Annotated in this window: 26 protein-coding genes and 2 tRNA genes; 18 read left to right on the plus strand and 10 right to left on the minus strand. The window is 36.1% G+C overall.

From position 1 onward, the window contains the following. Positions 1–115 precede the first annotated feature (115 nt). Positions 116–583, plus strand: a complete 468-nt coding sequence (locus ABR854_RS19755) for a redoxin domain-containing protein (RefSeq protein ID WP_350267578.1) — start codon at positions 116–118, stop codon at positions 581–583. Positions 584–810: 227 nt separating this feature from the next. On the opposite strand, the gene ABR854_RS19760 is transcribed toward ABR854_RS19755, so the two are convergent. Both ABR854_RS19760 and hisIE read right to left on the minus strand, forming a co-directional pair. Next, positions 811–1,149, minus strand: coding sequence for a phage holin family protein (locus ABR854_RS19760; RefSeq protein WP_350267579.1), 339 nt, complete (start codon positions 1,147–1,149; stop codon positions 811–813). Positions 1,150–1,273: 124 nt separating this feature from the next. After that, the gene (gene hisIE / locus ABR854_RS19765; protein WP_350267580.1) at positions 1,274–1,876 is read right to left on the minus strand and encodes a bifunctional phosphoribosyl-AMP cyclohydrolase/phosphoribosyl-ATP diphosphatase HisIE; all 603 of its coding nucleotides are present in this window, start codon (positions 1,874–1,876) and stop codon (positions 1,274–1,276) included. A gap of 139 nt (positions 1,877–2,015) precedes the next feature. Here hisIE and ABR854_RS19770 point away from each other — a divergent pair, with 139 nt between their 5' ends. The 6 genes from ABR854_RS19770 (at position 2,016) to ABR854_RS19795 (ending at position 9,354) form a co-directional block, all read left to right on the plus strand. Then, positions 2,016–2,462: an energy transducer TonB gene (locus ABR854_RS19770; protein WP_350267581.1), complete on the plus strand. Its 447-nt coding sequence runs from the start codon at positions 2,016–2,018 to the stop codon at positions 2,460–2,462. Between the two features lie 108 nt (positions 2,463–2,570). Further along, positions 2,571–2,643 (plus strand) — tRNA-Gly (locus ABR854_RS19775). 58 nt (positions 2,644–2,701) lie between these two features. Further along, positions 2,702–2,790 (plus strand) — tRNA-Leu (locus ABR854_RS19780). An 852-nt stretch (positions 2,791–3,642) separates the two neighbouring features. Beyond that, positions 3,643–6,957: a T9SS type A sorting domain-containing protein gene (locus ABR854_RS19785; RefSeq protein ID WP_350267582.1), complete on the plus strand. Its 3,315-nt coding sequence runs from the start codon at positions 3,643–3,645 to the stop codon at positions 6,955–6,957. 140 nt (positions 6,958–7,097) lie between these two features. Next, positions 7,098–7,256: an acetyl-CoA hydrolase/transferase C-terminal domain-containing protein gene (locus ABR854_RS19790; RefSeq protein WP_350267583.1), complete on the plus strand. Its 159-nt coding sequence runs from the start codon at positions 7,098–7,100 to the stop codon at positions 7,254–7,256. Between the two features lie 199 nt (positions 7,257–7,455). Next, entirely contained in the window at positions 7,456–9,354 is a 1,899-nt protein-coding gene (locus tag ABR854_RS19795; protein WP_350267584.1) for an AAA domain-containing protein, read from the plus strand. A 38-nt stretch (positions 9,355–9,392) separates the two neighbouring features. Here the strand turns inward: ABR854_RS19795 and ABR854_RS19800 are convergent, their stop codons facing one another. Then, positions 9,393–10,049, minus strand: a complete 657-nt coding sequence (locus tag ABR854_RS19800) for a Uma2 family endonuclease (protein ID WP_350267585.1) — start codon at positions 10,047–10,049, stop codon at positions 9,393–9,395. 92 nt (positions 10,050–10,141) lie between these two features. Next, entirely contained in the window at positions 10,142–10,969 is an 828-nt protein-coding gene (locus ABR854_RS19805; RefSeq protein WP_350267586.1) for a sterol desaturase family protein, read from the minus strand. 169 nt (positions 10,970–11,138) lie between these two features. Here ABR854_RS19805 and ABR854_RS19810 point away from each other — a divergent pair, with 169 nt between their 5' ends. Beyond that, positions 11,139–11,657: a D-glycero-alpha-D-manno-heptose-1,7-bisphosphate 7-phosphatase gene (locus ABR854_RS19810; RefSeq protein WP_350267587.1), complete on the plus strand. Its 519-nt coding sequence runs from the start codon at positions 11,139–11,141 to the stop codon at positions 11,655–11,657. 2 nt (positions 11,658–11,659) lie between these two features. On the opposite strand, the gene ABR854_RS19815 is transcribed toward ABR854_RS19810, so the two are convergent. Next, positions 11,660–11,785 carry a hypothetical protein gene (locus ABR854_RS19815; RefSeq protein WP_350267588.1) on the minus strand — a complete coding sequence of 42 codons (126 nt, stop codon included), beginning with the start codon at positions 11,783–11,785 and terminating at the stop codon, positions 11,660–11,662. 102 nt (positions 11,786–11,887) lie between these two features. Then, positions 11,888–13,375 (minus strand): type III PLP-dependent enzyme domain-containing protein, encoded by a 1,488-nt coding sequence (locus ABR854_RS19820; RefSeq protein ID WP_350267589.1) that lies wholly within the window; start codon positions 13,373–13,375, stop codon positions 11,888–11,890. Positions 13,376–13,662: 287 nt separating this feature from the next. Between ABR854_RS19820 and ABR854_RS19825 the strand changes: the two genes are divergently transcribed. Both ABR854_RS19825 and ABR854_RS19830 read left to right on the plus strand, forming a co-directional pair. Further along, a complete protein-coding gene (locus ABR854_RS19825) occupies positions 13,663–15,132 on the plus strand; it encodes a UDP-N-acetylmuramate--L-alanine ligase (RefSeq protein ID WP_350267590.1) in 1,470 nt (489 codons plus the stop codon). Between the two features lie 110 nt (positions 15,133–15,242). After that, a complete protein-coding gene (locus ABR854_RS19830) occupies positions 15,243–15,869 on the plus strand; it encodes an HNH endonuclease (RefSeq protein ID WP_350267591.1) in 627 nt (208 codons plus the stop codon). Between the two features lie 54 nt (positions 15,870–15,923). On the opposite strand, the gene ABR854_RS19835 is transcribed toward ABR854_RS19830, so the two are convergent. Then, positions 15,924–16,361: a CBS domain-containing protein gene (locus tag ABR854_RS19835; RefSeq protein ID WP_350267592.1), complete on the minus strand. Its 438-nt coding sequence runs from the start codon at positions 16,359–16,361 to the stop codon at positions 15,924–15,926. Between the two features lie 175 nt (positions 16,362–16,536). Between ABR854_RS19835 and rplU the strand changes: the two genes are divergently transcribed. From rplU to mog, 4 genes are all read left to right on the plus strand, one after another. Then, a complete protein-coding gene (rplU, locus tag ABR854_RS19840) occupies positions 16,537–16,848 on the plus strand; it encodes a 50S ribosomal protein L21 (protein ID WP_350267593.1) in 312 nt (103 codons plus the stop codon). Positions 16,849–16,939: 91 nt separating this feature from the next. Then, on the plus strand, positions 16,940–17,197 hold the full coding sequence (rpmA, locus tag ABR854_RS19845) for a 50S ribosomal protein L27 (RefSeq protein ID WP_350267594.1): 258 nt from the start codon (positions 16,940–16,942) through the stop codon (positions 17,195–17,197). 225 nt (positions 17,198–17,422) lie between these two features. Beyond that, complete coding sequence (locus ABR854_RS19850; protein ID WP_350267596.1) at positions 17,423–18,019, plus strand: NifU family protein; 597 nt, start codon at positions 17,423–17,425, stop codon at positions 18,017–18,019. A gap of 82 nt (positions 18,020–18,101) precedes the next feature. Beyond that, the gene (gene mog, locus ABR854_RS19855) at positions 18,102–18,623 is read left to right on the plus strand and encodes a molybdopterin adenylyltransferase (protein ID WP_350267597.1); all 522 of its coding nucleotides are present in this window, start codon (positions 18,102–18,104) and stop codon (positions 18,621–18,623) included. A gap of 97 nt (positions 18,624–18,720) precedes the next feature. Here the strand turns inward: mog and ABR854_RS19860 are convergent, their stop codons facing one another. Next, positions 18,721–19,266, minus strand: coding sequence for a hypothetical protein (locus tag ABR854_RS19860; protein WP_350267598.1), 546 nt, complete (start codon positions 19,264–19,266; stop codon positions 18,721–18,723). 161 nt (positions 19,267–19,427) lie between these two features. On the opposite strand from ABR854_RS19860, the gene ABR854_RS19865 reads away from it, so the two are divergent. After that, on the plus strand, positions 19,428–20,627 hold the full coding sequence (locus ABR854_RS19865) for a carboxypeptidase-like regulatory domain-containing protein (protein ID WP_350267599.1): 1,200 nt from the start codon (positions 19,428–19,430) through the stop codon (positions 20,625–20,627). 58 nt (positions 20,628–20,685) lie between these two features. On the opposite strand, the gene ychF is transcribed toward ABR854_RS19865, so the two are convergent. Continuing rightward, complete coding sequence (ychF, locus tag ABR854_RS19870) at positions 20,686–21,789, minus strand: redox-regulated ATPase YchF (RefSeq protein ID WP_350267600.1); 1,104 nt, start codon at positions 21,787–21,789, stop codon at positions 20,686–20,688. Between the two features lie 124 nt (positions 21,790–21,913). Between ychF and ABR854_RS19875 the strand changes: the two genes are divergently transcribed. After that, the gene (locus tag ABR854_RS19875) at positions 21,914–22,060 is read left to right on the plus strand and encodes a hypothetical protein (RefSeq protein WP_350267601.1); all 147 of its coding nucleotides are present in this window, start codon (positions 21,914–21,916) and stop codon (positions 22,058–22,060) included. Between the two features lie 72 nt (positions 22,061–22,132). Here ABR854_RS19875 and ABR854_RS19880 read toward each other — a convergent pair whose 3' ends face one another. After that, positions 22,133–22,483 carry a DUF3276 family protein gene (locus ABR854_RS19880; RefSeq protein ID WP_350267602.1) on the minus strand — a complete coding sequence of 117 codons (351 nt, stop codon included), beginning with the start codon at positions 22,481–22,483 and terminating at the stop codon, positions 22,133–22,135. A 227-nt stretch (positions 22,484–22,710) separates the two neighbouring features. Between ABR854_RS19880 and ABR854_RS19885 the strand changes: the two genes are divergently transcribed. Continuing rightward, entirely contained in the window at positions 22,711–23,289 is a 579-nt protein-coding gene (locus tag ABR854_RS19885) for a septal ring lytic transglycosylase RlpA family protein (protein WP_350267603.1), read from the plus strand. A 77-nt stretch (positions 23,290–23,366) separates the two neighbouring features. Next, positions 23,367–24,263: a DUF58 domain-containing protein gene (locus ABR854_RS19890; RefSeq protein ID WP_350267604.1), complete on the plus strand. Its 897-nt coding sequence runs from the start codon at positions 23,367–23,369 to the stop codon at positions 24,261–24,263. Positions 24,264–24,604: the final 341 nt, after the last annotated feature.

Here is a 24,604-nt window from a genome sequence, read left to right on the forward strand (position 1 = left end):
GCCAAGTTTTGGAACAAAAAGAAAAGCATTCTGCAAGTTTTTTCTTAATCTACAAACTTTCTACTTAATTTGTAGGTTGTTAGTTCAATCAAAAACCTTAAATAAAATTCTAATCATGGCATTAAAAGTAGGCGACCAAGCACCCAATTTCAAATTATTCAACACTGATAAAGCAGAAATTAACTTGGCTGATTATCGTGGCAAAAACGTAGTAGTATTATTCTTCCCTTTGGCTTTTACAGGCGTTTGTACGGCAGAACTTTGCCAAATGCGTGACGATATAGCAACATATTCAGGCTTAAATGCCGAAATCTTAGGTATCTCGGTTGATTCTATCTTTACTTTGGGAAAATTCAAGGCAGAGCAAAGTCTTCCTTTCAACTTATTATCCGATTTCAATAAAGAAACAGCACAAGCTTACGGAGCATATTACGACACGTTCGTTTTCGGAATGCAAGGTGTGGCAAAACGTTCGGCCTTTGTGGTAGATGCAGCAGGTATAATCAAATACGCAGAAGTACTGGAAAGTGCGGGCGATTTACCAAATTTCGATGCTGTAAAAGCAACTTTAGAGAGTTTATAAGTAGTCAATAGTCCACAGTAGTTCAATGCCACCACTACAAGCATTTGAAGCTAAATACAATTATCGACTCTTTCTGACAACTACTTTAATGAAAAACGATTTGAATCGTTTCTACAAAATAAATTCCATTGTTCCCTTAGTCTGTGATTTTAATCACTGACTATCATAACAACAAAAAGTCCATTGTCGAAGAGAATTTCTCAGACAATGGACTTTTAGGTTTGTAATTAGTCTTGAAAAGTACCAACCAAACTATTCACGATTGAAAGAACGAATCCAAAAATTAATGGTTGAATAAAACCACCGACCTTGAAACCATCCACCAAATAATCACATAAATACACAATAACTACATTAATAACCAACGAAAACAACCCAAGCGTGAGAATCGTAATCGGCAATGAAAGCAACTTTAGGATAGGTTTTACGAAAGTATTCAAAAAACTCATTACCAAAGCCACAATTAGAGCAGTAGTTGTGCCATCGACTTTTATTTCATTCAAAAATTGGGGCATGAAGTAAACCGCAGCCGCACAACAAGCCAAACGAATTAGGTAGTTTATCATAAAAATATAGTTTTGAATGAGTGAATGTTAGAATGATTTAATATAAAGTTAATGAAGTATTATCATTTCATCAAAAATTTTATCGAATCATACAAAATTTATTCACTAATTCTATCAATCAAAATTATTTGTGACGCTTAATTAGCACATCCAACACTTCATCGAATGAATAATCTTTATGCTCTAAAAGCACCAAATAATGATAAAATAGATCGGCGGCTTCACCCAAAAACAATTCTTTGTTATCATCTTTCGCCTCAATCACTAACTCAACCGCCTCCTCTCCTACTTTCTGAGCCACCTTATTTACACCTTTCTTAAATAATTCCGTAGTATATGATTTATCTGATGGATTCAATTTTCGGTCTTTAATTACCGACCGTAAATGATTGATAAACAACACCTTACCTTCATTAATTTCCTGAAAGCATGTATCATCACCAGTATGACAAGTCGGGCCATCTGGCGAAGCATAAATCAAAATCGTATCGCCATCGCAGTCAATTAATACATTTTTTACGTGTAGAAAATTATTCGACGTCTCTCCTTTAGTCCAAAGTCTTTGTTTGCTGCGGCTAAAGAAAGTCACAATCTTATCGGTCATAGTTTTCTCATACGCCTCGGCATTCATATAACCAAGCATCAGCACTTTGCCCGTAATCGAATCTTGGATAATCGCAGGAATCAATCCATCGGGCGATTTATCAAAAGCTATCGTTCTATCCATTTATTGAATCACAATTTTAATGAGTCTTACAAAAGACTACTTATAACTTATTTAGATAATTAGCTAAACATTTTTCAAGCCAATATTTTCTATTATTTTTGCAAAAGTACAGATGTTAAAAACTTAAACTCACAAAAACATGAAAAAATTATGCGTTTTGATATTGATTTGTTTTTCGTTTGCGATAAAAGCACAAAAAAACCTTAAAGAAGAACCAATATACTCCACCGCAGGCACAGCACCTCGCTATCCTGAAGGCGACAGAGCTTTATTTACATTCATTTGTCAGAATTTAGTCATACCAAGCGAACCTCTCACCGAAAAAAACAAAAATACAGTCATGGTACGTTTCGTTGTGGAAACCGACGGCAACGTCACGCATCCCGAAATAATGAAAGGCATTGGTACAGCTTATGATAAAGAAGCACTTAAAGTTGTAAATTTATTACCTAAATGGGAAGCAGGTGGCGAAACAAAATACGGTCAATGGCGGCCATTGAGAATGTACATGACAATTCCGATAAAATTTTTTCAAAATTTTTCTGCGTGTGAAGCCTCTTATAATCAGATATTTACAAAAAAATAATAAAAATTTTATAACTTTTTTGTTTCAAACACTTGACAAGTAATAAAAATCACCTTACCTTTGCACCACATTAAGACAAAGACATCAAGTCAAAATCAAAAATGTAATGCGAAAGTAGCTCAGTTGGTAGAGCGTAACCTTGCCAAGGTTAAGGTCGCGAGTTCGAGACTCGTCTTTCGCTCGAAAGAGTAAGCACCTTACTGGTGCTTTTTTTTTCAAGAATAAGCTCAAACTTGTTCGCCGAGGTGGTGGAACTGGTAGACACGCAGGACTTAAAATCCTGTGAGCTTTTAAACTCGTACGGGTTCGATTCCCGTCCTCGGTACCACCGTAAAGCCCTGATTATCAGGGCTTTACTTGTTTTCATAGACTCCCATTCTTCATAATTGACAAAAACTGCTATTCTTGGATGAAATACTACAAATAGCAACAACAATGATACATCCTACCAACCAAGCCGATTATAATCCATTTATTAGTCTTGCTAAATGATTAAAAGCAAGATTGTTAAAAAGTTCGCTTAAAAATTGAAAGCAAAAAAAAACAGGACAAAGATTAATAGTTGGTTTCAATTAAGAACATTCAAAAAGCATAAGTTATCCAAATTGAACTAATGCAAAAAAAGATGTAATCTCAATTATATTTTTAACTTACTCAGTATCAAAAATTTAACACTTTGTTCGGACTTTTATTTATGTTACCTCAAAGTTGCATTAAATAATCAATTAGAAATACTTCACAAATTACCTCTCTTATAGTGAAACCTGTTATGTTTCTTTTATTACAATACTGTAAGAGAATGTAAACTTTTGAGTTTTTTTTCAATTTGAAATTTAGGATTTGAATTAGCGGTTTTCTATCTACTTGCTACCCCTATAAAATTTAATTTATTATTTGAAAAATCACATCTTTTTTACACAATCATCTTATTAAGATAGGGACCCACCTACTACTGCAGAAAGTTTACAAAGTAAAAAGCTAACTTAGATTAATGTATCCTTTTAATAAAATTAACGCTAAAAAATCAATATTTTTTTTAAGATTATTAAAATTAGCCAACCAAATTTCTTTCTTTAGAGTATTAATTTCTACGGTTAATAGAAAGTAGTATCCAATAGCACAGTAAACATCTTGTTTTAAGCAAATTTTTCTTTTTATAAAAACTCTATCACCGATGTCCATGGAAAAGTCAATAGTTTTTATAATTCTTTTTATTACCTCTTATGTGGGTTTTAGTCAAACCGCAACACGTATTAAGATTGTGGATATTACTCCGAGTGAGAATACAGGCCAAGATTATTCCCCTTGGTTAAACGACGACCTAAATAGCTTAGTAACAAGTGTATGGGGGAACAATTCTAAATGGGTCGATGTAAAATTGACTTTAGAGAAACGCAGTAAAATCACTAAACTTTCTTTATACGATTACGAAGGCACTTTTAGCGATAATCCAGTTTCTATTTATGGCTTAGATGGTGTAACTAAAACACTTTTAGGGACTTTCGCAGGGCTTACTTACAAGCAGTTTGTTGATATTACTGTTACACAGCCTTTTGATATAGATGCCATTATTATTCATAAATATGGCAATAATATACCTCAAAAAGTGCAAATTTATGGCACTGCGGCTACTACTACCCCTATCGTAACTACCCCGCCAACAACCCCTACCGTAACTACCCCGCCAACAACCCCTACTGCAACTGCACCAGTCGTGACGGCATCACGGGTTAAAATTACTGCAATAAAAGCAGGAGAAAATACAGGACAAGATTACACTCCTTGGTTGAATGATGATCTAAGTAGCTTAGTTGCCAGTGCTTGGGGAAGCAATGCAAAATGGGTCGATATTAGATTGACTTTAGAGCGTCGTACTAAGATTACAAAACTTTCATTGTACGACTATGAGGGTACTTTTACTGATAATCCAGTTTCAATTTATGCTTTAGATGGTAGTACAAGAATTTTCTTAGGCTTATTTGAAGGGCTTACTTACAACCAATTTGTAGATATTGTGGTTGGTACACCCATAGATGCTGATGCTATCATTATTCATAAATATGGTAATAATATCCCTCAAAAAGTGCAAGTGTATGGTCTTGCTGCTACAACAACGGCTACAAGTCCATTGGGTGATGTGGTACCTCTTGGCACAACGTCAACTACACCCGTTACTCCCACTCCAACTATTGTAGGAACAAAAATCCCTATTGATAGTAAACGTTGGTATCAATTGAATAACGTAAATTATGGCTTAGAAGGGCTCTCAGATGGTGTTTTGGGAGTAACTGTAGAATCGGGTTGGGGAAAGATTTTGAGTAATTGGGATGTTTATTATCCCCTTGCTTCTGATGAAAAAATGACCTTACAAAGTATTCGTTTCCATGATGGTCAGGGAAGTTTTGCAAGTCAGCCAATGACGCTTTCAATCATTACCGATAAATGGGAGAAAATTACAGTTGCCAAATTTACCGGAGAATTATACAATGAGTGGGTAGGACCTGACCCAACTAATCCTAATAATTTTATCTTGAAAACTCCTCCAACTGCAAATATCAGGTATTTATTAATCAATACTTATGGTAATTATCCTACTGAAATAGAATTGTACGGTACTTATACAGCAAGTACAAAAGTAATTGCTGCTGCTCCAAAAAAAATGATTCCAATGAAACAAGGTCTGGGTGTAAATGGCTTTGAATGGGACTTTTATGATACCTCTAACGCTGATAAAATTGATGAAAAAAAAATGAAAGCGATGAAATCTTTTGGTGGCTTTCGTCATTACATCGACTGGGACAAACTTGAAGCAAGCGAAGGAAATTATACATTTAACCCAACTTTTAATGGCGGATGGGATTACGATGCTGTTTACCAACGTTGTAAATTAGAAGGCATTGAAGTTTTGGCTTGCATCCAAACAGCACCTGATTGGCTTGTGAATACTTATCCTTTAGCTGAAAGAGATAATAATGTAACTCCTGTAAAATATGGCAAATCTATTACAGACCCTGCTTCTTATATAGAACAAGCAAGAGTAGCCTTTCAGTATGCTGCCCGCTATGGTAGCAATGCTAACGTTGATCAAACATTAGTAAGTGTTTATAGCAAACCACGTTGGACATTCGATAGAATAAACGTTGTAAAAATTGGCTTAGGTGTAGTGAAATACATAGAATGTGGCAACGAACGAGATAAATGGTGGAGAGGTCGTAATGCTTATCAAACCGCTCGTGAACACGCTGCTAACTTATCGGCTTTTTATGATGGACATAAAAACACAATGGGGCCTGGTGTAGGAGTTAAGAATGCAGACCCTAATATGAAAGTCGTAATGTCTGGTTTATCTTTCGCAAAACCAGACTATGTGAGAGGAATGATAGATTGGTGCAAAGAATTTAGAGGTTACAACGCTGACGGCTCAGTAAATTTATGTTGGGATGTGGTCAACTACCATTTATATGCCGATAATGCTAATTCTACTCAAAGTGGCAACTCCACTCGTGGAGCTGCTCCAGAAGTATCAAATGCTGGTCAAGTAGCGAAAGATTTTGTACAAATGGCTCATGAATATTTAAATAATATGCCAGTTTGGATTACCGAATTAGGCTATGATTTGAATCAAGGAAGCCCTTTGAAAGCTATTCCTATTGGTAACAAATCTGCATCTATCACGCAAGCCGATTGGGCATTAAGGTCTTCTTTAATGTATAATCGTTTGGGCGTTGAAAGAAGCTTTTTCTATTCAGTCTATGATGATAACTTTGCAAATCCCATTCAATTTGGTTCATCTGGATTAATTAATCAAGACCAGAGCCGTAAACCAGTCGCTGATTATATTTATCAAACAAATAAATTGATGGGCAACTATGTTTATATGGAAACCATCTCTCAAGACCCATTAGTTGACCGTTATGAATTGAATGGAAAATCGGCTTATGTTTTAGCTATTCCTGATGAAAAAGGACGGACTGCCAACTATACATTGAACCTTGGTAACGTTATTAAAGCGAATATCTACACTCCGAGCGTAGGAATAGATTCAATGAATGTGACACCTATTTCAGGCGTTGGAGGGAAATTCTCTTTGACAGTTACCGAAACGCCAATGTTTTTCTTTCCTACAGAAACAATTAATGCAAAAACTTCAGTTACTAACCCAGTCAATAACCTTGTATCTGCAAATGACTTTAAGATGGCATTTATCGAGAAAAAAACCGAAAAGGAGAATCCTCTCATGTTAAATATGAATATTTATCCAAATCCGACAATCGATTATTTACAATTGACCCTTGATAATGAAAGTTCAGAACCCTTAAAAATAGTTATAAGCGATGTAACAATGGGAAGAGTTGTCTATGATGATGTATTTGAAAAAACAGCAACATCATTCTCAACAAAACTTGATATCAGAAATCTACCAGATAGCAATTATATTGTTAAAATCATTCAAGGGAATGAACACGTAACTAAGAAAATCAGTAAGATTAATTAATTTTTAACCAAAGATTTGGGTATTCACACCGAAATATTCTCCGATGGAATTATTCCTTTAGTAGAAAATTACGGGAAAATATAAAAAACGTAGTAGAGGTAAAATCGTTTCTGCGTTTCTTTGCAGAACGATAGAATTGTATGACTGTTGATGATAATCCATTGATTACCATGATGCGAGTTAACTATATGAATGATACTTCGATTATTCGCCGAAACCCAAAAGTAACTACGATCAACAGTGCCATTGATATTACAAGTCAAATCTGTACAGATAACATTGGCGATCATATCTATTAGGTCTTAAGGTGGCTTTGCTTATTTATATGGAAAAATTTGGTCGAATGAGCCAAAGAACCCATCAAAATTGCTCATCCTGTCAGTCGTGAGAGGTTGGGAAAGGCTGCATATAAGCGATTTAAACAAAATTACCCTAAATAGTTTTTTTGACTAATCTCAAACACACTGCCCGCTTCTCAATAATTCCGTACCTTTGTGTATGGATTATTTCAAAAAACTTCTTGATTTACTAAAAACCGAGCGTGAAGAAGACCACGCACAGTATCGCAAACTTACCGAACAATCTTCCGTTGCCGAGCGTCGTGCCAATGGTCTTACGTGGTATCCGATTGCTATCAGAGGCTCAGAAATGAGTCGTGGCGATTATATCACCGTTGAAGTCGAACGAACTACGCACCAAGATATTTCGCACCAATTACGTACTGGAATGCCTGCCGTTTTCTTTGGTAATCACGACCCAAAAACCGACCGTGTAGAAGGCACAATCTCACACCAAAATGGCAATAGATTAAAAATTACGCTTCGCACCGATGAACTACCCGATTTTGTCCGTGATGGAAAACTCGGCATTGACGTGCTTTTTGATGATAATTCTTACGATGAAATGCAGGCGGCTCTTAAATCTGCCAACGACCTTGCTGATAAACCCGAAGGTAGTTTAGTTAGAGTTCTGACAGGCGAAAAACAGCCAAATTTCAACGAAAACCTGCATAAAATCACATTTCCAAGACTAAACGCTTCACAAAACGAAGCAGTAGATAAAATACTTTCGGCCAATGAACTATCTATCATTCATGGCCCACCTGGCACTGGTAAAACAACTACTCTGGTTCAAGCTATCAAGGCTTTAATCAAACAAGGTAATCAGAAAATCTTAGTGGTTGCTCCGAGTAATACTGCCGTTGATTTATTGAGCGAAAAACTCCACGAAGAAGGCTTAAACGTGCTTCGAGTTGGAAATCCAGCACGAGTAACCGAGCGTTTGATGTCCTTGACACTGGATGCAAAAATGACCAACCACCCGATGATAAAAAATGCTAAAACGCTCAAAAAACAAGCCAATGAATACAAAAATATGGCTCATAAATACAAGCGAAGTTTTGGAAAATCGGAGCGTGACCAACGCAAAGCCTTGTTTGATGAAGCCCACAAAATAATGAAAGAAGTGGGCAATACCGAACAGTATATCATTGATGATTTGGTAGCAAAAGCACAAGTAATCACAGCAACATTAGTTGGCTCAAATCATTATACCGTGCGAAATGTGAAGTTTCATACAGTAGTAATTGATGAAGCGGGGCAAGCCTTAGAACCCGCCTGCTGGATTCCGATTCTGAGAGCCCAAAAGGTAGTTTTAGCAGGCGACCATTGCCAATTACCACCGACAATCAAATCAAACGAAGCAGCAAAGGCTGGTTTAAGCACTACTTTGCTTGAAAAATGTGTAGCACTTCACCCCGAAGCAGTTACTCTTTTGGAAGAACAATACCGCATGAATGAGCAAATTATGGCCCATTCGTCAAAGATTTTCTACGAAAACAAACTGAAAGCACATCATTCGGTAGCAAAAAATCTACTTTTTCCAGATGATTCACCATTGGCTTTTATTGATACTGCTGGTTGTAGTTTTGATGAAAAACTCGAAGGTACAAGTTCAACTAACCCCGATGAAGCTGCTTTTTTAGTAAAACATTTGAGTGGTTTTGTAGAAGAATTGAAGAAAAAAATTAGCACTGATAAGTTCCCAAGTATCGCAATTATTTCACCTTATAAACAACAAATTTCGATTCTGAAAGAACAAGTAGAACACGCACCTGAATTACAAGAAATGTTGACTCACATTTCGGTTAATACAATTGATAGTTTTCAAGGCCAAGAACGAGATATTGTTTACATCAGTCTTACTCGTAGCAACGCCGAAGGTGCTATTGGTTTCTTATCGGATATTCGCCGAATGAATGTAGCCATGACTCGTGCCAGAAAAAAACTCGTCGTCATTGGCGATAGTGCTACGCTCGCAAGTTCTGATTTTTATGAAGAATTTATTAATTATACCCAAGAAATAGGTGCTTATCAGAGTGTTTGGGAATGGATGTAAAAAAACGGTGCCTACGCTCAGGCACCGTTTTCTAAAATTTATTTCAATAAACTCTGTAAAATCTCAAAGTTCAATTTCTCATCAAAAATAGCACGAATCGGAATTTCAAAGCCTTCAATTACTTTACTTTTTACTGTTCCGTTACTTGATTTTAGATTTAATTCGTAGCGTTTTTCCTGTAATAAATATTGCTCAACTACTTCATTATCAGGGTCAATAATCCAATATTCAGCTACTTTGTGGGTTTCGTAATCATCAAACTTTACGCCTCTGTCATTTTTAGCAGTACTTTTTGAAAGAATCTCTACTATAAAATCAGGTACTGGAAAAAGCGTTTGAACTTCTTTAAAATCTTTAGCTTTTTCATTTCCGAAAAATACAATATCTGGTTCGTAGTCATTCCGACTAAAAACTGTCATTATTTTCTCAAAACCTACAAAGCCGAGACTATGCTTATAACAGTAGATATTCAATAGTTGGTATAACAAGCCAGTAGCTGTGTTATGCCGCTTCATCACAGGCGAATGTACAATTATTTCACCATTAATAAACTCGGCTTTCATTGACTCGTCAATGTCATTGTAGAATTTTTCTCTACGCAGCCTTTCTTCATTAAGTCGAGTATTTACCTCTTGCATCAATATTGCAGCATCGGGTAAATCGAGTATTTGCTCTAAAAGGTTTTCGTGAAACATTTATCTTGACTTTTACTATACTAAGTTATAGATAAAAACATTTATTCCCAAATTTTCATCAAAAAAGAGACGTGGTCGTATCTACAATTTCTCTATTCCCCAACAGGTTTTCTATATGCCTCAAAAGGAATTTTTAGCAAACTTCCCAAACGGTCGTTTTCCTCGGGTTTCATGTGGGTATCAATGCCATAAATGATTTTATCACGGTCAAGGGTCATGTATGTGCCAAAAAGTCTATCCCAAATCGAAAAGATATTTCCGTAATTTGAGTCAGTATATGGCAACACGTAATGATGATGCACTTTGTGCATATCAGGCGAAACTATCACCCAACTGATGGCATTATCGAGCCATTTAGGAATCACAATATTGGCGTGGTTAAACTGCGAAAGTAGCACCGAAATCGCTTGATACATAAACACCATCCACATAGGTGCTCCCGCAATTACGATTCCTGCCGTAGTAAAAATAAAACGAAAAACACTTTCGCCTGGATGATGGCGATTGGCAGAAGTTGTATCAACATTTGTATCCGAATGATGAATCAAATGAAATTTCCACATCCATTTTACTTTGTGTTCTGTCCAATGCACAAACCATGCTCCAATCAAGTCGAGCAAAAGTAAACCAACAATTGTGTATGCCCAAAGTGGCATGCTGGGCAATAATTGGAGGATTCCAAAGTTATTACTTACCGCCCATTCAGCCGATTTTAGTAAAATAAAAGCCAAAGCAAAATTAATAACGATTGTCGTAAGCGTGAAAAAGATATTGATTCCCGCATGTTTAATTTTATTGTATTTAAAATTGAATAGCGGAACGGCATATTCGGCCATCCAAAAGAAAGCGATGCCACCAATCAGAATAGCACTTCTGTGCGATGATGGAATTGTGGCAAAATAATTGATTATCGACTCCATAACGGTTATAAGGGTTTTAGTTTGATAAATTCAAAAATAATAGCTAAAACCTTCTTATAATAATTTTATGAAGCGAATTGTTTAAAATATTTATATTTTTTCTTTAATTTGTAATATTGATACATTTATCTAACATATCAATAAATCTGTGACGCTAAACTAATTTTGCATGAAAAAGTGTGTTTTCCTTGACCGAGACGGAGTACTAAACGAAGAACAACATGACTACGTAAGTCGAAAAGAAGATTTTGTGATTAGAGAAGGCGTAGCTGAGGGACTTTCGTTGCTCAAAAAAGCGGGCTATATGCTCATTGTAGTGACAAATCAGGCAGGAATTTCAAAAGGACTCTATACCGAAAGTCTGGTAAAAGATTTCCATGAAATTTTGCAATCGGAATGCGGCGGAATCATTGATGATTTATATTTCTCGAAACATCACCCGAATTATACATCAAACTCGCTTTTACGCAAACCCGATTCGCTAATGCTCGAAAAAGCAATGGCCAAATACGAAATCGACTCAACACAATCTTTTATGATTGGCGATGCCGAACGTGATGTAAAAGCAGGAAAAAAAGCAGGTGTAAAAACAATCCACATTACTGGTGGTAAAGAAACAACCGATTTAGCTGACTGGCAATTTAGCAGCCTGCTCGAAGCATCTCGATTTATTACTCAGATTGTATAGAATCAAGCGTGTCTTTTATCAACAGTAGTTTTTGGGGCGGTTTTGCCATAAGCAGGACATTGCTGACGCTTGCATGAAGCCATTGCTCCTACCACTAAAAGGCTCAAAATCAGTATTTTAACTTTCATCAGAATTTCAGTTTTTATTCTCTCTATATATAATGGATTTGTGCAACACACCTATTCTGCACAAATCCATTTTTTCTTAAACGTTGTTCTTCAATAAATATTTTATGAAGCTACTTCTTCTACAACTTCTTCGGTAGCCTTTTTTACTTTTTTTACTGTCGTGGTTTTGGGAGCTTCACCATTTCCGTTTGCTTTAAATCCTAAAATTTTCAGCATAGAATCGCTGTCTTGTTCAGGCGAGAAAAGTTCTGTTACGATATTTCCTTCGTCGTCTAAATTTACTAACACATGCTGAGGTGCAGGAATTAAGCAGTGCTGAATTCCTCCGTAGCCACCCAATGATTCTTGATACGCTCCAGTATGAAAGAAACCAATATACTGATCTTCGTTTTCAATATCAAAAATTGGTAAATACAAATCCTCAGAGTGAGCTTCGGTATTGTAAAAATCAGCCGAGTCGCAAGTCAATCCACCGAGGTTTACTTTTTCATACGGGCTATCCCAATTATTAACGGGCATCATGATATATTTTTGGCCAATTCCCCACGAATCAGGCAACTGCGTAATAAATGAGCCATCAATCATGTACCACAACTCACGATCATTTTGTTGTTTTTTGTCGATAACTTTATAAATCACCGCACCACTTTCGCCAACCGTATAGCTACCGAATTCGGTAAAGATATGTGGTACTGGCACGTTATTTTTATTACAAATCCACTGGATATTTTCGATAATTTCATCAATCATTGCTTGGTAATCGTAGTTAAAAACCAACGATGTCTGAATCGGTAATCCACCACCAATATCAATCGAATCAAGATCTGGACAAATTTTCTTCATCTCGCAATATTTAAACATGAAACGAGTTAACTCTGACCAATAATAGGCGTTATCTTTGATACCTGCATTGATAAAAAAGTGCAACATTTTGAGCTTAAAGCGTGGATTTGGCTTAATTTTCTCCAAATACAAACTGTTAATATCATTGTAGCGAACACCCAAACGAGAAGTATAAAAAGCAAAATTTGGCTCTTCGTCAGTTGCAATTCTGATACCAACACTTACAGTTTCAGCTGTCGAATTTTCGAGGTAATAATCTATCTCTTTTAGATTGTCAAGAATCGGAATACAGTTAATGAAACCATCATTATGTAACGCCGAAATGTCTTCTAAGTATTTCGGACGCTTGTATCCATTACAAATTACGTAAGTATTCTTGTTTATCTTTCCATCATCATACAAAGCTCTGATGATATTTATATCAAATGCCGAAGAAGTTTCGAGGTGAACATTGCTTTTTAAAGCCGTTTCGATGACAAACTTAAAATGCGATGATTTCGTGCAATAGCAATACGTATAATTACCTTTGTAGTTATACTTTTTCATCGCATTTCTGAAAAGCAATTTTGCATTATCAATATGCTCTGCTATTTTTGGCAAATAACTAATTTTCAAGGGTGTTCCATACTCCTTAATAATATCGGTCAAGCGAACGTTATTGAAAAGTAATGTATGATTTTCATCAACACCAAACTCACGAGTTGGAAACTCAAAGGTTTGTTCGATAAGGTCTATGTAACGTTTCATATCTTTAAAAGTAGTGCAATTGATTGAGTTCCTCAACAAATCGACTAATAGCTTTTACCGCTTTCGACGGATAATAATGGAAATGTGAAAAATATGTGCAAATGTCATATTAAATTAAGAACTTTGCAATGAAATTTGTTTGAAATTAAGAATTAAGAATGAGGAATTAAGAATGTCATTTTCTTATCCAATTTTTTATTTAGTTTAATGTATAATTTAATACTAACTAAGAATAAAACCATCATTCTTAATTTTTAATTCTTAATTCCTAATTAAGTATTTTCTTCATGTCAAAAAAAATACATTTTATAGCTGTTGGGGGTGCTGTTATGCACAATCTTGCCCTTGCATTAAACAAGAAAGGGTATCAGGTTACAGGGTCGGATGATGAAATCAACGACCCATCGAAAAGCCGATTGGCAGCAGCGGGTATCTTACCTGCCGAGATGGGATGGTTTCCCGAAAAAATCACGGCTGATTTAGATGCCGTAATTCTCGGAATGCACGCCTTTGCCGATAATCCCGAACTCGCTAAAGCTCAAGAACTTGGCCTAAAAATTTATTCATTTCCTGAATACATTTACGAGCAAAGCCTTAATAAACAACGTGTTGTGATTGCAGGAAGCCACGGCAAAACCAGTATCACAAGTATTATTCTGCACGTTTTGAAATACTTTAATCGCAAATTTGACTATTTAGTTGGAGCTCAAATCGAAGGCTTTGACATTATGGTTGAATTGAACGATGATTCTCCGGTAATTATCATCGAGGGCGACGAATACCCAGAATCAAAGATTCACCTCAAATCAAAGTTTTTATTCTATCATCCGCATATCGCTCTGTTTAGCGGTATCGCTTGGGACCACTTTAATATCTTCCCTACTTTCGATAGTTATGTGCGTACTTTTGAAGAATTGGCCGATGGTTTACCAAAAGCAGGGAGCATTATTTATGACGAAACTGATGATATTTTAAAGGTTATTGGTGAAAAAGACCGTGCTGATGTATCGAAATATCCTTACAAAGCACATCCTTATAAAGTCGAAAATGGCAAGTGCATTCTCCAAACTAAAAATGGTGATGTACCATTGGAGATTTTTGGCGAACATAACATGAAAAACCTCAACGGTGCGAAAATTATTCTCGACCGTTTGGGCATTACTGATGAAGAATTCTATGAAGCAATCCAGCATTTTTCGGGAGCATCGAAGCGTCTTGAAAAGCTCGGTGAAAACAGTAATACACTCATATACAAAGATTTTGCTCACGCTCCATCAAAACTTGAAGCAACAACCAACGCTACGAAATCGTTATATCCGAGCAGACGTTTGGTTGCTTGCTACGAATTGCATACCTTTAGTAGCTTAAACAAAGATTTCTTGCCACAGTATGAGCATAAAATGAACAATGCCGATACGGCTATTGTTTTCTATTCGCCACATACGCTCGAAATGAAACGTATGCCGATGATTACACCTGATGAAATCAAAAAGGCTTTTGGCGACGAAAACTTGATGGTGTTTACTGATGCAAAAGAATTGAAATCGTTTTTGATGAGCCAAAACTGGTTTCAAACAAATCTCTTAATGATGTCGTCTGGAACATTTGGTGGCTTAGATTTAGTTGACCTGAGCAATGAAGTGCTGGCAAAAGAAGTAGTAGAAGAATTTCCGAAAGTAAAAGTTATATCACAACCAAAAGAAGACAATTCGTGGTCGGGTTTGCTCTCGACTTTCAAAAAAGTATTTGAGGGTTGATCAAATTTAAAGAAAAGTGCAGTGACTAAAAGCAGTAATTATCAACTTCGATGAATACTGATTAAGAATTTTCTATTCATTAAATTATGGATACAAAAATTGAAAGCAAGATGGAAAAAGAAAAGAGACCAATGCCTCCTTTACGTGCTACAATAAGGTTTAGTTCTTATCCGAACGAAGTCTGGAAAGAATTTAAGCCCGAAGGAGCCAAACGCCGCTATATGGCATCAAATTTGGGCCGAATAGCTTCATTTTATAAAGATTTACACGTAGATGGATATATCTTAAAAGTAAGTCAGACTTCGCCAGTAAGTGGCTCAAAGATAGGTTTAAAGGTTTATACAAAAGGCACAAAACTTGGTGTAAAGGGGCATCCTATAAGCGAAATTACCAACATTTCGTATCCTGTACACAAAATTATAGCTGAATTGTTTTTAGAAAAGCCTGATGAGGACCACGAACAAATCATTCATCTTGACCATGATAAATACAATAATGAAGTAAGCAATCTACGTTGGGCAACGAAAAAAGAAGCATGGGAACATCAGAAACTTGCTCCATACTACAAGCCACCAAAAAAAGGGCGTAAACTAACACCCGAGAGAGTAAGACTAATCAAGAAAAAGATTTTGGAAGGAAAAACTAAACAATCTCTTTTAGCAAAACAGTTTGGTTTATCGGAAATGGGTATTTATCGCATCAAAACTGGAAAACTTTGGGCGGATATTATTGTTTAGAGAATTGGTTATTGGTAAACTGGTTATTGAAAACCAGTTTACCAATAACCAAAATCAGGCATAATTGCCCGAAATATATCCTTGAAGCGATTCGATTTGCGATTTTTGCTCTTTAATTATCGAAGACACAACATCATTAATTGAAATAATTCCCGATAGCACTCCATCTTCCATCACGGGTAAGTGACGAATATGCTTATCTGACATGATCTGCATAGCCAATTCTAATTTATCTTCCATTTCAATTGTAATAACGTTAGGGGTCATTACGTCCTTTACCAACGTATCTTCTGAGTGCAAGCCCTTTAGCACAATCTTACGGGCATAATCTCGCTCAGAGAAAATTCCCGATAGGTTGCTTTCATCTATAACGAGTACTGCTCCGATATTTCTGTTAGCCATTTCTACCAAAGCATTATATACTGTCGTATCTGAAGTAACCGAAAAAAGGGCATTAATTTTCTTTCCTTGAAGAATTTGACGGATTTTCATAAATTTAGGAGTTAAAGGGATTACGAATAGTTTTATTATACAATTTGATAAATAAAATCAAATAAAACAATAGTTTGAAAAATAAAATTATATCATTAACTTTGCAGCCCCAAATAGTGCTCAAAAGCAAGATTTGGAAATTCAAATTTGATATTGTTAATTATAATTTAAAATCATGTACGCAATCGTAGAAATCGCAGGGCAGCAATTTAAAGTTGAAAAGGGTCGCACACTCTATACGCATAGATTAGAAGGTGATGTGAACGCTGCACTTGTATTCGACAAGGTACTCCTTGTTGACAACGGTGGAACAGTTTCAGTAGGTGTTCCAACCGTAAGTGGTGCTTCAGTAAAAGCAACCATTTTAGAACACTTGAAAGGCGAAAAAGTAATCGTTTTCAAGAAAAAGCGTCGTAAAGGATACGTTAAGAAAAACGGACACCGTCAGTATTTGACTAAAATTCAAATCGACGAAATCGCTGGATAATCTTCATCGAATTCCAAAAAGTCATTTAAAATATTTATTAATCTCACCTGCAAGTTTTTCAGAAATAAGTAGGTAAATATTTCAAGAAATCATGGCACACAAAAAAGGTGTTGGTTCGTCGAAAAACGGACGTGAATCAGAAAGTAAACGCTTAGGTGTTAAATTATTTGGTGGTCAAACAGCTATTGCTGGAAACATCATCGTACGTCAACGTGGTACGAAACACAATGCAGGTGTAAACGTAGGTATCGGTCGTGACCATACTTTGTTTGCATTAACCGATGGTATCGTTGCATTCAAAAAAGGACGTGACGGAAAATCATTCGTAAGTGTAGAAGCACAAGCGTAATTACAATTAAGAATTAAGAATGGAGAATGAAGAATGGTTTTTTGCCAACACTATTTCTGTATTCTAATTCATAAGAGATTCTAATAAAGAAACCTGTCATTAATGGCAGGTTTTTTTATGCCTTGTTCAAACTAATTTAGTATTATATTTGTTAAAAACTAAGAATATATAGCATGCTAAGAGTCATTCTTAATTCTTAATTCTACATTTTTAATTCAAAAACTCATGTTGCAACGCCAAACAATGATTTATACTGAGCTTAGTCCAAACCCAAATTCGATGAAATTTGTATTGAACTTTGAGCTTGCCCCCGAAGGTCTTACATTCGATTATCCATCTTTGGCCTCGACCGTCGAAGAGTCAAAAGCATCGCCTTTGGCTGGTGACTTATTTCAGTTTCCTTTTGTAAGACGTATTTTTATTGCTTCAAACTTCATCACAATAACAAAAGATGATGAAACCGAGTGGGAAGACATTGTGTATGATATTAAGAAGTTTATGAAGATATTTTTTGAACAAAACAACCCTGTTTTTGCTCAAAAAACCATTGATAGAAACACGCTAATCATTGATGCAAATGATTCGGCAGTTATTGCCAAAATCAAATCTACACTTGACCAGTATGTTCGTCCAGCCGTAGAGTCGGATGGTGGAGCTATCAACTTTGCTTCTTTCGATGAAATTTCTGGACAAGTAAAGGTTTATTTGCAAGGTTCATGCAGCGGTTGTCCATCATCAACAGTTACGCTCAAAGACGGAATCGAGCGTTTGTTGAAAACGATGGTTCCAGAAGTAAAAGAAGTGGTTGCAGAAGGTGTTTAATTAATTTCCTCAAGCAAAAAAGACCAGCAAGGTTTGCGAGTCGTCGCACCGTTAAAACCTTACTGGTCTTTTTCGTAAAAATATGATAAAAATAGGCGTTATTAATGTTTCCGACCGTGCCAGTGCGGGAATTTATGAAGATATTCCAGGGAAAGCAGTAGTTGAAACATTGAAGGAATATTTGATTTCGGAATTTGAAACTGTTTATAGGGTGATTCCCGACGAACAAGATTTAATTTCTCAAACACTCATCGAAATGGCCGATGTACATGGTTGTTGTTTAATCGTAACAACGGGTGGAACTGGCCCAGCTTTGCGTGATGTAACACCCGAAGCAACCGAAGCCGTTTGTCAGAAAATGATGCCAGGTTTTGGAGAATTAATGCGTCAGGAAAGTTTAAAATACGTTCCAACAGCTATTCTTTCACGCCAAACCGCAGGAATTCGTAATCATTCATTGATTGTGAATCTTCCTGGTAAGCCAAAGGCTATCCGCCAATGTCTCGACGCCGTTTTCCCTGCTATCCCCTACTGTATTGATTTGATTGAAGGCCCATATTTGGTTTGTAATCAAGCTATTATGAAAGAATTTAGACCGAAATAGTCAACAGTCAGTAAAAAATACAGTTTATATCCTATATGCAAAAGCCCCAACTCTTGGTAGAATTGGGGCTTTTTTATAGTCTATTGATAGTGGACTATCAAAGTTTATTATCAGCTTTCAAATATGTTTTATTTCCATTTGAATTGATGTAATATTGCCCACCACGTGGGCCTTGGAAGATTGTACGGCCTTTCTCATCCTTACCAATTTGCTTGTCAGCACCAGCAACTTTTTTCTTTGTAGCAGCATCTGCTTCTTTGCCATCATCTTTTGTATTTGGCTTCGGAGCTGGCTTAATAGTATTGTCTTTATCGGCAGCTTTTTTCTCTTTCTTTTCTACTTTATCAGTAGCTTTTTCCTTTTTATCTGCGGCTTTCTCTTTCTTGTCAGCGGCTTTTTCTTTTTTATCAGTAGCTTTCTCTTTGGCCTCATCTGACTTACCTTTCTTATCAGCGGCTTTCTCTTTCTTATCAGCTGATTTCTCTTTCTTATCAGCAGCTTTCTCTTTTTTATCAGATGGTTTTTCAGCTTTTGCTTTTCCTTTTGAACCTCCTTTAGAGCCTTTTTTCTCGTCTTGAGCTGTTGAAGTTAAAACAGCTAAACTTAAAAAACACATAAATAATAGTGAAAACAAGTTTTTCATTTTGTTAATTGGTTTTGATTTTTTGGTGAAATACTGAGATACTTAATTTGTGAACTACCAATAATTTTATCAAATGTAAGTAAACTATAAAAAAAGATGCAATACTTTTGAGCATATTTTTATGTTTAGACGTTAATAATTAAAGATTTGTTACAAAATATATGAGACTTAACTCCTTTTTATTTTTAATATTGTTTCCGAGCATCGTTTTTTGTCAAGGATACACATCAATTTCGGGAAAAATAATAGATAAAAATACTCAAAAAGGAATCCCACATGCTTACTTGAGCATTCCTACGAAAGGCTTTTCGAGCGAAACAAATTCACTCGGAGAATTCAAATTTTCATTTCCCAGAATAGATTTAGATTCGACCGTTATTGTATCAGTTATTGGCTATAAAAGTTTCGCCAGAAAAGCATCGGCTTTTGATTCTACAAACGTAGTTGAACTCGAAGCAGCCGAGCAATTGGCATCTGTGCAAGGTGGCGACCCAAAGACTATCATTAAAGAGGCAATTGCAAACGTAAAAAAAACTTTTCCGACTTATGCTAATTATCAGTTGGGATATTATCTGGAAACCGTTGAAATGGCTAAATTGGGCTTTGTGAAAGTAAAAGAAGGTATCATCAGGATTGAACGAACACACACGCAAAAAAATATTGATATTGAGCCTGAAAAAATGAAACTACTCAAATCTCGAAAATATGAATGGACTGGCCAAACAGCCAAACTCAATGGCTGGGGCTTTGGCAACGGAGCGGCGATTGTCACTCGTTCGCTCGAAACCAGTGTTCCTGACTATTTGGATAAAGGTAATATCAATGATTATGATTTTAAGATTGATTCGTTGATGACTTATTTTGGTGATAGTTTAGTTTATTCAATTAGTTTTAAGCCTGTGAGTAAAAGAGTAAAAGCGGGGCGAAACGGCAAGATTTATCTGACTCAAAATTCGCAGAGTATTGTCAGAATCGAGTACGAAATGACAACTGAAGGTATTAAGAATGTAATCAAAGGAAATATTACCGATAACACCAAAATCGAAGGAAAAAGTGTAAAAGGTTATAACCAATATTTACCGATGGGTGGGCTTTGGCGATTACAAGACACCAAACTGGTTTTTGAAGCAAAATTTGAAGATAAGCTCGAAAAGACATTTTCGACCGAAGCGACAATGACGGTGCAGTTTATGGCCAATGAAAGTTTAAGAATGGGGAATCGGTCGGCGATTCAGCTGGGAGAAGAATTACTTACTACTGAAAATTTTGCGAGAGGTGGAAAATTTGAAGAATCTTTTTGGGGAACTTCTAACTATTTGATTCCCACGCCTCCGATGTTGAAAATTGCTGTTAGAAATTAGGTCATAGGTATTAGGTAAAAAAATTAATTCCTAACACCTACAACCTAAGTCCTAAAACCTATACATTAAATCTAAAGTGCATTACATCACCGTCAGCTACAACGTATTCTTTTCCTTCAATACGCAAGCGACCTGCTTCACGGCAAGCTGCCTCTGAACCATATTTTACAAAATCGGCATAAGCAATTACTTCGGCCTTGATAAATCCTTTCTCAAAATCGGTATGAATTACGCTGGCTGCTTGCGGAGCTTTCCAACCTTGCTGAATTGTCCAAGCTCTTACTTCTTGGACACCAGCCGTAAAATACGTACGTAAATCGAGTAAAGTATAAGCCGAACGAATCAAGCGATTTAAGCCTGGCTCTGTCAGACCGTATTCTTCCAAAAACATCAATTTATCTTCTGGGTCTTCGAGTTCGGTGATTTGGGCTTCAACCGAATTATTCAAAACAATCATTTGAGCTTTTTCGGCATCGGCAACTTTTTGTAGTGCTTCCGAATATTTATTGCCAGTGTGCATTGATGCCTCATCGACATTGGCGACGTAAAGTACAGGCTTAATTGACAATAAAAACAAATCAGCGATGGCTGGCATTTCTTCTTTTGTCAATCCTAACGACCTGATGCTTTTACCTTGCAATAACCACTCTTGGCAACGTTTCAAAACATCGAATTCGGCTTTCGCTTTGGCATCTCCACCCACACGAGCTTGTTTCTCTGTTTTTTGGATTTTCTTCTCTACGCTGTCTAAATCTTTCAACTGAAGTTCAGTATCAATGATTTCTTTGTCACTTACGGGGTTAATATCACCTTCTTCACGTAAGATATTTTCGTCTTCAAAACATCTTACTACGTGAATGATGGCATCAACTTCACGGATATTTCCTAAAAACTTATTTCCTAAACCTTCACCCTTACTTGCTCCACGCACTAAACCGGCAATATCAACGATTTCGATTTGGGTTGGTACAATTCGGTTAGGTTTCACGAGTTCGGATAATTTATTCAAACGCTCATCTGGCACATCAACTAAACCAACGTTTGGGTCGATTGTACAAAAACGATAATTGCTTGCCTGAGCTTTAGCACTATTTGATACTGCATTAAAAAGTGTTGATTTTCCAACATTAGGTAAACCTACGATACCGACTTGTAAAGCCATATTTTTATTTCGGATTTGCTGATTTTAATATTAGCCAAATCCTTTGTTTAGTTTATTTATTTAGAATGAGGGTGCAAAATTACGACAAGTAATTGATAATGAATAATTGAAAATTGAAAATTTCATGAAATATGGCGAGTATAGCACAGATAGCAATGATATTGCTATCAAAATAAGTGTGGCACATTTAGAAAATGTGCCACACTTGCTCGAATTCACTGCATTTAGTATCTTACCAACAAAAAAATATCTTTCCAAACACCCCGACTGATAAGGTATTTAAAAAGATATTTGGGTGACCGAGGCGGTATTGCTCAATCACGAAAGAACTGGTGTCGAGGTACTACTCCCACTTTAAATCTGAACCACTACTTGCGTAATCATCATCAACGGTTTCGGTATTACCGTTTGGCTCGTCGTGCTTAAACTGGTCGAAATCGTAATCAGGCATTAACTCGCTTTTGATGTGGTCAACGGTTTCTTGAAGAGCTTCGAGGAATTTATTGAAATCCTCTTTGTAAACAAACATTTTGCTCTTTTCAAACACAAATCCACCATCTTTTTGAAAACGACGGCTTTCCGTAATGGTTAGGTAGTAATCGCTCGAACGGGTGCTTCTTACATCGAAAAAATACGTACGTTTGCCCGCTCTCACACGCTTGGAGTAAATTTTGTCTCTGTCTTCTCTTTCCACAATCCTTTTAGGTTTTAGAGTTTAGAATGAATCTCAAATATATGATTTAATTATTTTTATGAAAAATTTTTATAATCTTTTTTAGTTAAAAATAATATTATTTACATTTCAAATGAAACAAAACCAACATTGAAGAATGTTTTTTATCAAGTCACGAAATATATTTTTGTTTCGAGCATTGCAAAAAAATTCGTAACTATGCAGTTCGTAACCAATTTCAGCGAATAATGATATTGAAGAAAATCATCTTTTTTTTCCTCTTTTGCTCAATAAAACCCCTATTTTTATACAGTCAATCGCCAGTTTTGGGTGCTGAATCGTTTGGTATGGCCTCCTATTACGGCACTAAATTTTATGGTAGAAAAACCGCCAGTGGAGAAATTTTGAAGAAAGGAGAGCTAACTTGTGCTCATCCGACATTACCTTTTGGTACGATGCTTGAAGTAACAAATCTGGCAAACAATAAATGGTGTGTTGTGAGGGTTAATGATAGAGGGCCTTTTAGTAGAAGTCGGATTTTGGATGTCTCGCATGATGCTGCCGAACAGCTTGAGATGTTTAGGTCTGGCACAGCCAAAGTAAAAGCAATGGTTGTGGGAGATAATGGTATAGTGGTAATTACTCGACCAGAAAGTATTATAGAAAATTCGATGGAGATGATTGGGCCTCCCGAAGAAGAAGATAAAATCACAGTTATAACTCCTCCGATTGTAGCCAAGAAAAAAACAGTAAAACCAAAATCCGTAAAGAAAAAGCCCAAAAAGAAAACGCCTACCAAATCAAGTGTAAAAACTAAGAAAAAGTAGTTTAGTCTATATTCTATTAAAATTACAAAAAACACTGAATATCAGGCACTTACTAACAATAAATAGATATTGAAAAGATGTTAGATTTAGCGAAAATACGTGAGTATGGCAATGTTGAGTTTCTGGCAAAGCAGTTAGTTGAAGGTTTCATTACGGGGCTTCATAAATCGCCTTTTCATGGCTTTTCGGTTGAGTTTGCCGAGCATCGACTCTATAATACAGGCGAAAGCACTCGTTATATTGATTGGAAAGTTTTCGGAAAAACCGACCGCCTGTATGTAAAACGTTATGAAGAAGAAACTAATCTTCGTTGTCATATTCTGATTGATACTTCGTCGTCGATGTATTATCCCGAAAAAACAAATGGCAAAATTACATTCAGCACAATGGCAGCAGGTGCTTTAGCCTACATGCTCCAAAAACAACGTGATGCCGTAAGTTTACTTACTTTTTCTGATGGTATCGAAATTCAAACGCCAATTAAATCTACTCCTTCGCACATTCATAAGATTTTTATGGATTTGGAATCGCTTCTGCAAAAGCCTAAACCACAAAAACGCACAACTGTCGTAGAAACCTTACATGAAATTGCTGAAAAGATTCACAAACGCTCGTTGGTGGTGATTTTTAGCGATATGTTCGATGATATTACTAATTCGGACAGATTGTTTTCGGCCATGCAGCATCTTCGCCATAATATGCACGAGGTTTTACTTTTTCATGTGACAGATAAAAACACCGAAGAAGAATTTAATTTTGAAGAACGTCCCTATGAATTTGTGGACTTGGAAACTGGCGAAAAAGTAAAAGCACAGCCATCTCAGGTAAAAGAGCAATACCAAACCGCCATCAAAGAGTTTTATCACGATTTGAAACTCAAATGCGGACAATACAAAATTGATTTTATCGAAGCAGATATTAACAAAGGCTTTGACCCAATACTTTCTGCATTTTTAGTAAAACGCAGAATGTAATCAGGGTTTATTCTGTAATTATATCTTTTCAATTTTTGGGATAAAAGCAGACCATCAGAAACTTTACTAATTTTAGGTTAGTGAAGTTTTTTTATTTTATAATATATTGATAATCAAACACTTTTAGATACACTTCATATTTACGAATCAATTCTTTTCGCAAAAAATGTTTTTAGCATGGTTTTTGGTAAAGATTCCTCATAATTCGATTGTGTTACTTAAGACTATGTAATTTCTATTATCCGAAAACATTTACTTTGGAATGCCATCTCGGCTCTAAGCTTCTGAACACAGGCGTGCGATTGTCAAATTTTTCATAACCACTAAATTTTGTCATGGCT

The sequence above is a fragment of the Emticicia sp. W12TSBA100-4 genome (assembly GCF_040253585.1).
Lineage (GTDB): Bacteria > Bacteroidota > Bacteroidia > Cytophagales > Spirosomataceae > Emticicia.

What these genes read in the sequence shown, in the direction of transcription:
- ABR854_RS19755 (WP_350267578.1), top strand. Translation starts at nt 116, where the DNA reads ATGGCATTAAAAGTAGGCGACCAAGCACCCAATTTCAAATTATTCAAC.
- ABR854_RS19760 (WP_350267579.1), bottom strand. Translation starts at nt 1,149, where the DNA reads ATGATAAACTACCTAATTCGTTTGGCTTGTTGTGCGGCTGCGGTTTAC.
- hisIE (WP_350267580.1), bottom strand. Translation starts at nt 1,876, where the DNA reads ATGGATAGAACGATAGCTTTTGATAAATCGCCCGATGGATTGATTCCT.
- ABR854_RS19770 (WP_350267581.1), top strand. Translation starts at nt 2,016, where the DNA reads ATGAAAAAATTATGCGTTTTGATATTGATTTGTTTTTCGTTTGCGATA.
- ABR854_RS19785 (WP_350267582.1), top strand. Translation starts at nt 3,643, where the DNA reads ATGGAAAAGTCAATAGTTTTTATAATTCTTTTTATTACCTCTTATGTG.
- ABR854_RS19790 (WP_350267583.1), top strand. Translation starts at nt 7,098, where the DNA reads ATGACTGTTGATGATAATCCATTGATTACCATGATGCGAGTTAACTAT.
- ABR854_RS19795 (WP_350267584.1), top strand. Translation starts at nt 7,456, where the DNA reads ATGGATTATTTCAAAAAACTTCTTGATTTACTAAAAACCGAGCGTGAA.
- ABR854_RS19800 (WP_350267585.1), bottom strand. Translation starts at nt 10,049, where the DNA reads ATGTTTCACGAAAACCTTTTAGAGCAAATACTCGATTTACCCGATGCT.
- ABR854_RS19805 (WP_350267586.1), bottom strand. Translation starts at nt 10,969, where the DNA reads ATGGAGTCGATAATCAATTATTTTGCCACAATTCCATCATCGCACAGA.
- ABR854_RS19810 (WP_350267587.1), top strand. Translation starts at nt 11,139, where the DNA reads ATGAAAAAGTGTGTTTTCCTTGACCGAGACGGAGTACTAAACGAAGAA.
- ABR854_RS19815 (WP_350267588.1), bottom strand. Translation starts at nt 11,785, where the DNA reads ATGAAAGTTAAAATACTGATTTTGAGCCTTTTAGTGGTAGGAGCAATG.
- ABR854_RS19820 (WP_350267589.1), bottom strand. Translation starts at nt 13,375, where the DNA reads ATGAAACGTTACATAGACCTTATCGAACAAACCTTTGAGTTTCCAACT.
- ABR854_RS19825 (WP_350267590.1), top strand. Translation starts at nt 13,663, where the DNA reads ATGTCAAAAAAAATACATTTTATAGCTGTTGGGGGTGCTGTTATGCAC.
- ABR854_RS19830 (WP_350267591.1), top strand. Translation starts at nt 15,243, where the DNA reads ATGGAAAAAGAAAAGAGACCAATGCCTCCTTTACGTGCTACAATAAGG.
- ABR854_RS19835 (WP_350267592.1), bottom strand. Translation starts at nt 16,361, where the DNA reads ATGAAAATCCGTCAAATTCTTCAAGGAAAGAAAATTAATGCCCTTTTT.
- rplU (WP_350267593.1), top strand. Translation starts at nt 16,537, where the DNA reads ATGTACGCAATCGTAGAAATCGCAGGGCAGCAATTTAAAGTTGAAAAG.
- rpmA (WP_350267594.1), top strand. Translation starts at nt 16,940, where the DNA reads ATGGCACACAAAAAAGGTGTTGGTTCGTCGAAAAACGGACGTGAATCA.
- ABR854_RS19850 (WP_350267596.1), top strand. Translation starts at nt 17,423, where the DNA reads ATGTTGCAACGCCAAACAATGATTTATACTGAGCTTAGTCCAAACCCA.
- mog (WP_350267597.1), top strand. Translation starts at nt 18,102, where the DNA reads ATGATAAAAATAGGCGTTATTAATGTTTCCGACCGTGCCAGTGCGGGA.
- ABR854_RS19860 (WP_350267598.1), bottom strand. Translation starts at nt 19,266, where the DNA reads ATGAAAAACTTGTTTTCACTATTATTTATGTGTTTTTTAAGTTTAGCT.
- ABR854_RS19865 (WP_350267599.1), top strand. Translation starts at nt 19,428, where the DNA reads ATGAGACTTAACTCCTTTTTATTTTTAATATTGTTTCCGAGCATCGTT.
- ychF (WP_350267600.1), bottom strand. Translation starts at nt 21,789, where the DNA reads ATGGCTTTACAAGTCGGTATCGTAGGTTTACCTAATGTTGGAAAATCA.
- ABR854_RS19875 (WP_350267601.1), top strand. Translation starts at nt 21,914, where the DNA reads ATGAAATATGGCGAGTATAGCACAGATAGCAATGATATTGCTATCAAA.
- ABR854_RS19885 (WP_350267603.1), top strand. Translation starts at nt 22,711, where the DNA reads ATGATATTGAAGAAAATCATCTTTTTTTTCCTCTTTTGCTCAATAAAA.
- ABR854_RS19890 (WP_350267604.1), top strand. Translation starts at nt 23,367, where the DNA reads ATGTTAGATTTAGCGAAAATACGTGAGTATGGCAATGTTGAGTTTCTG.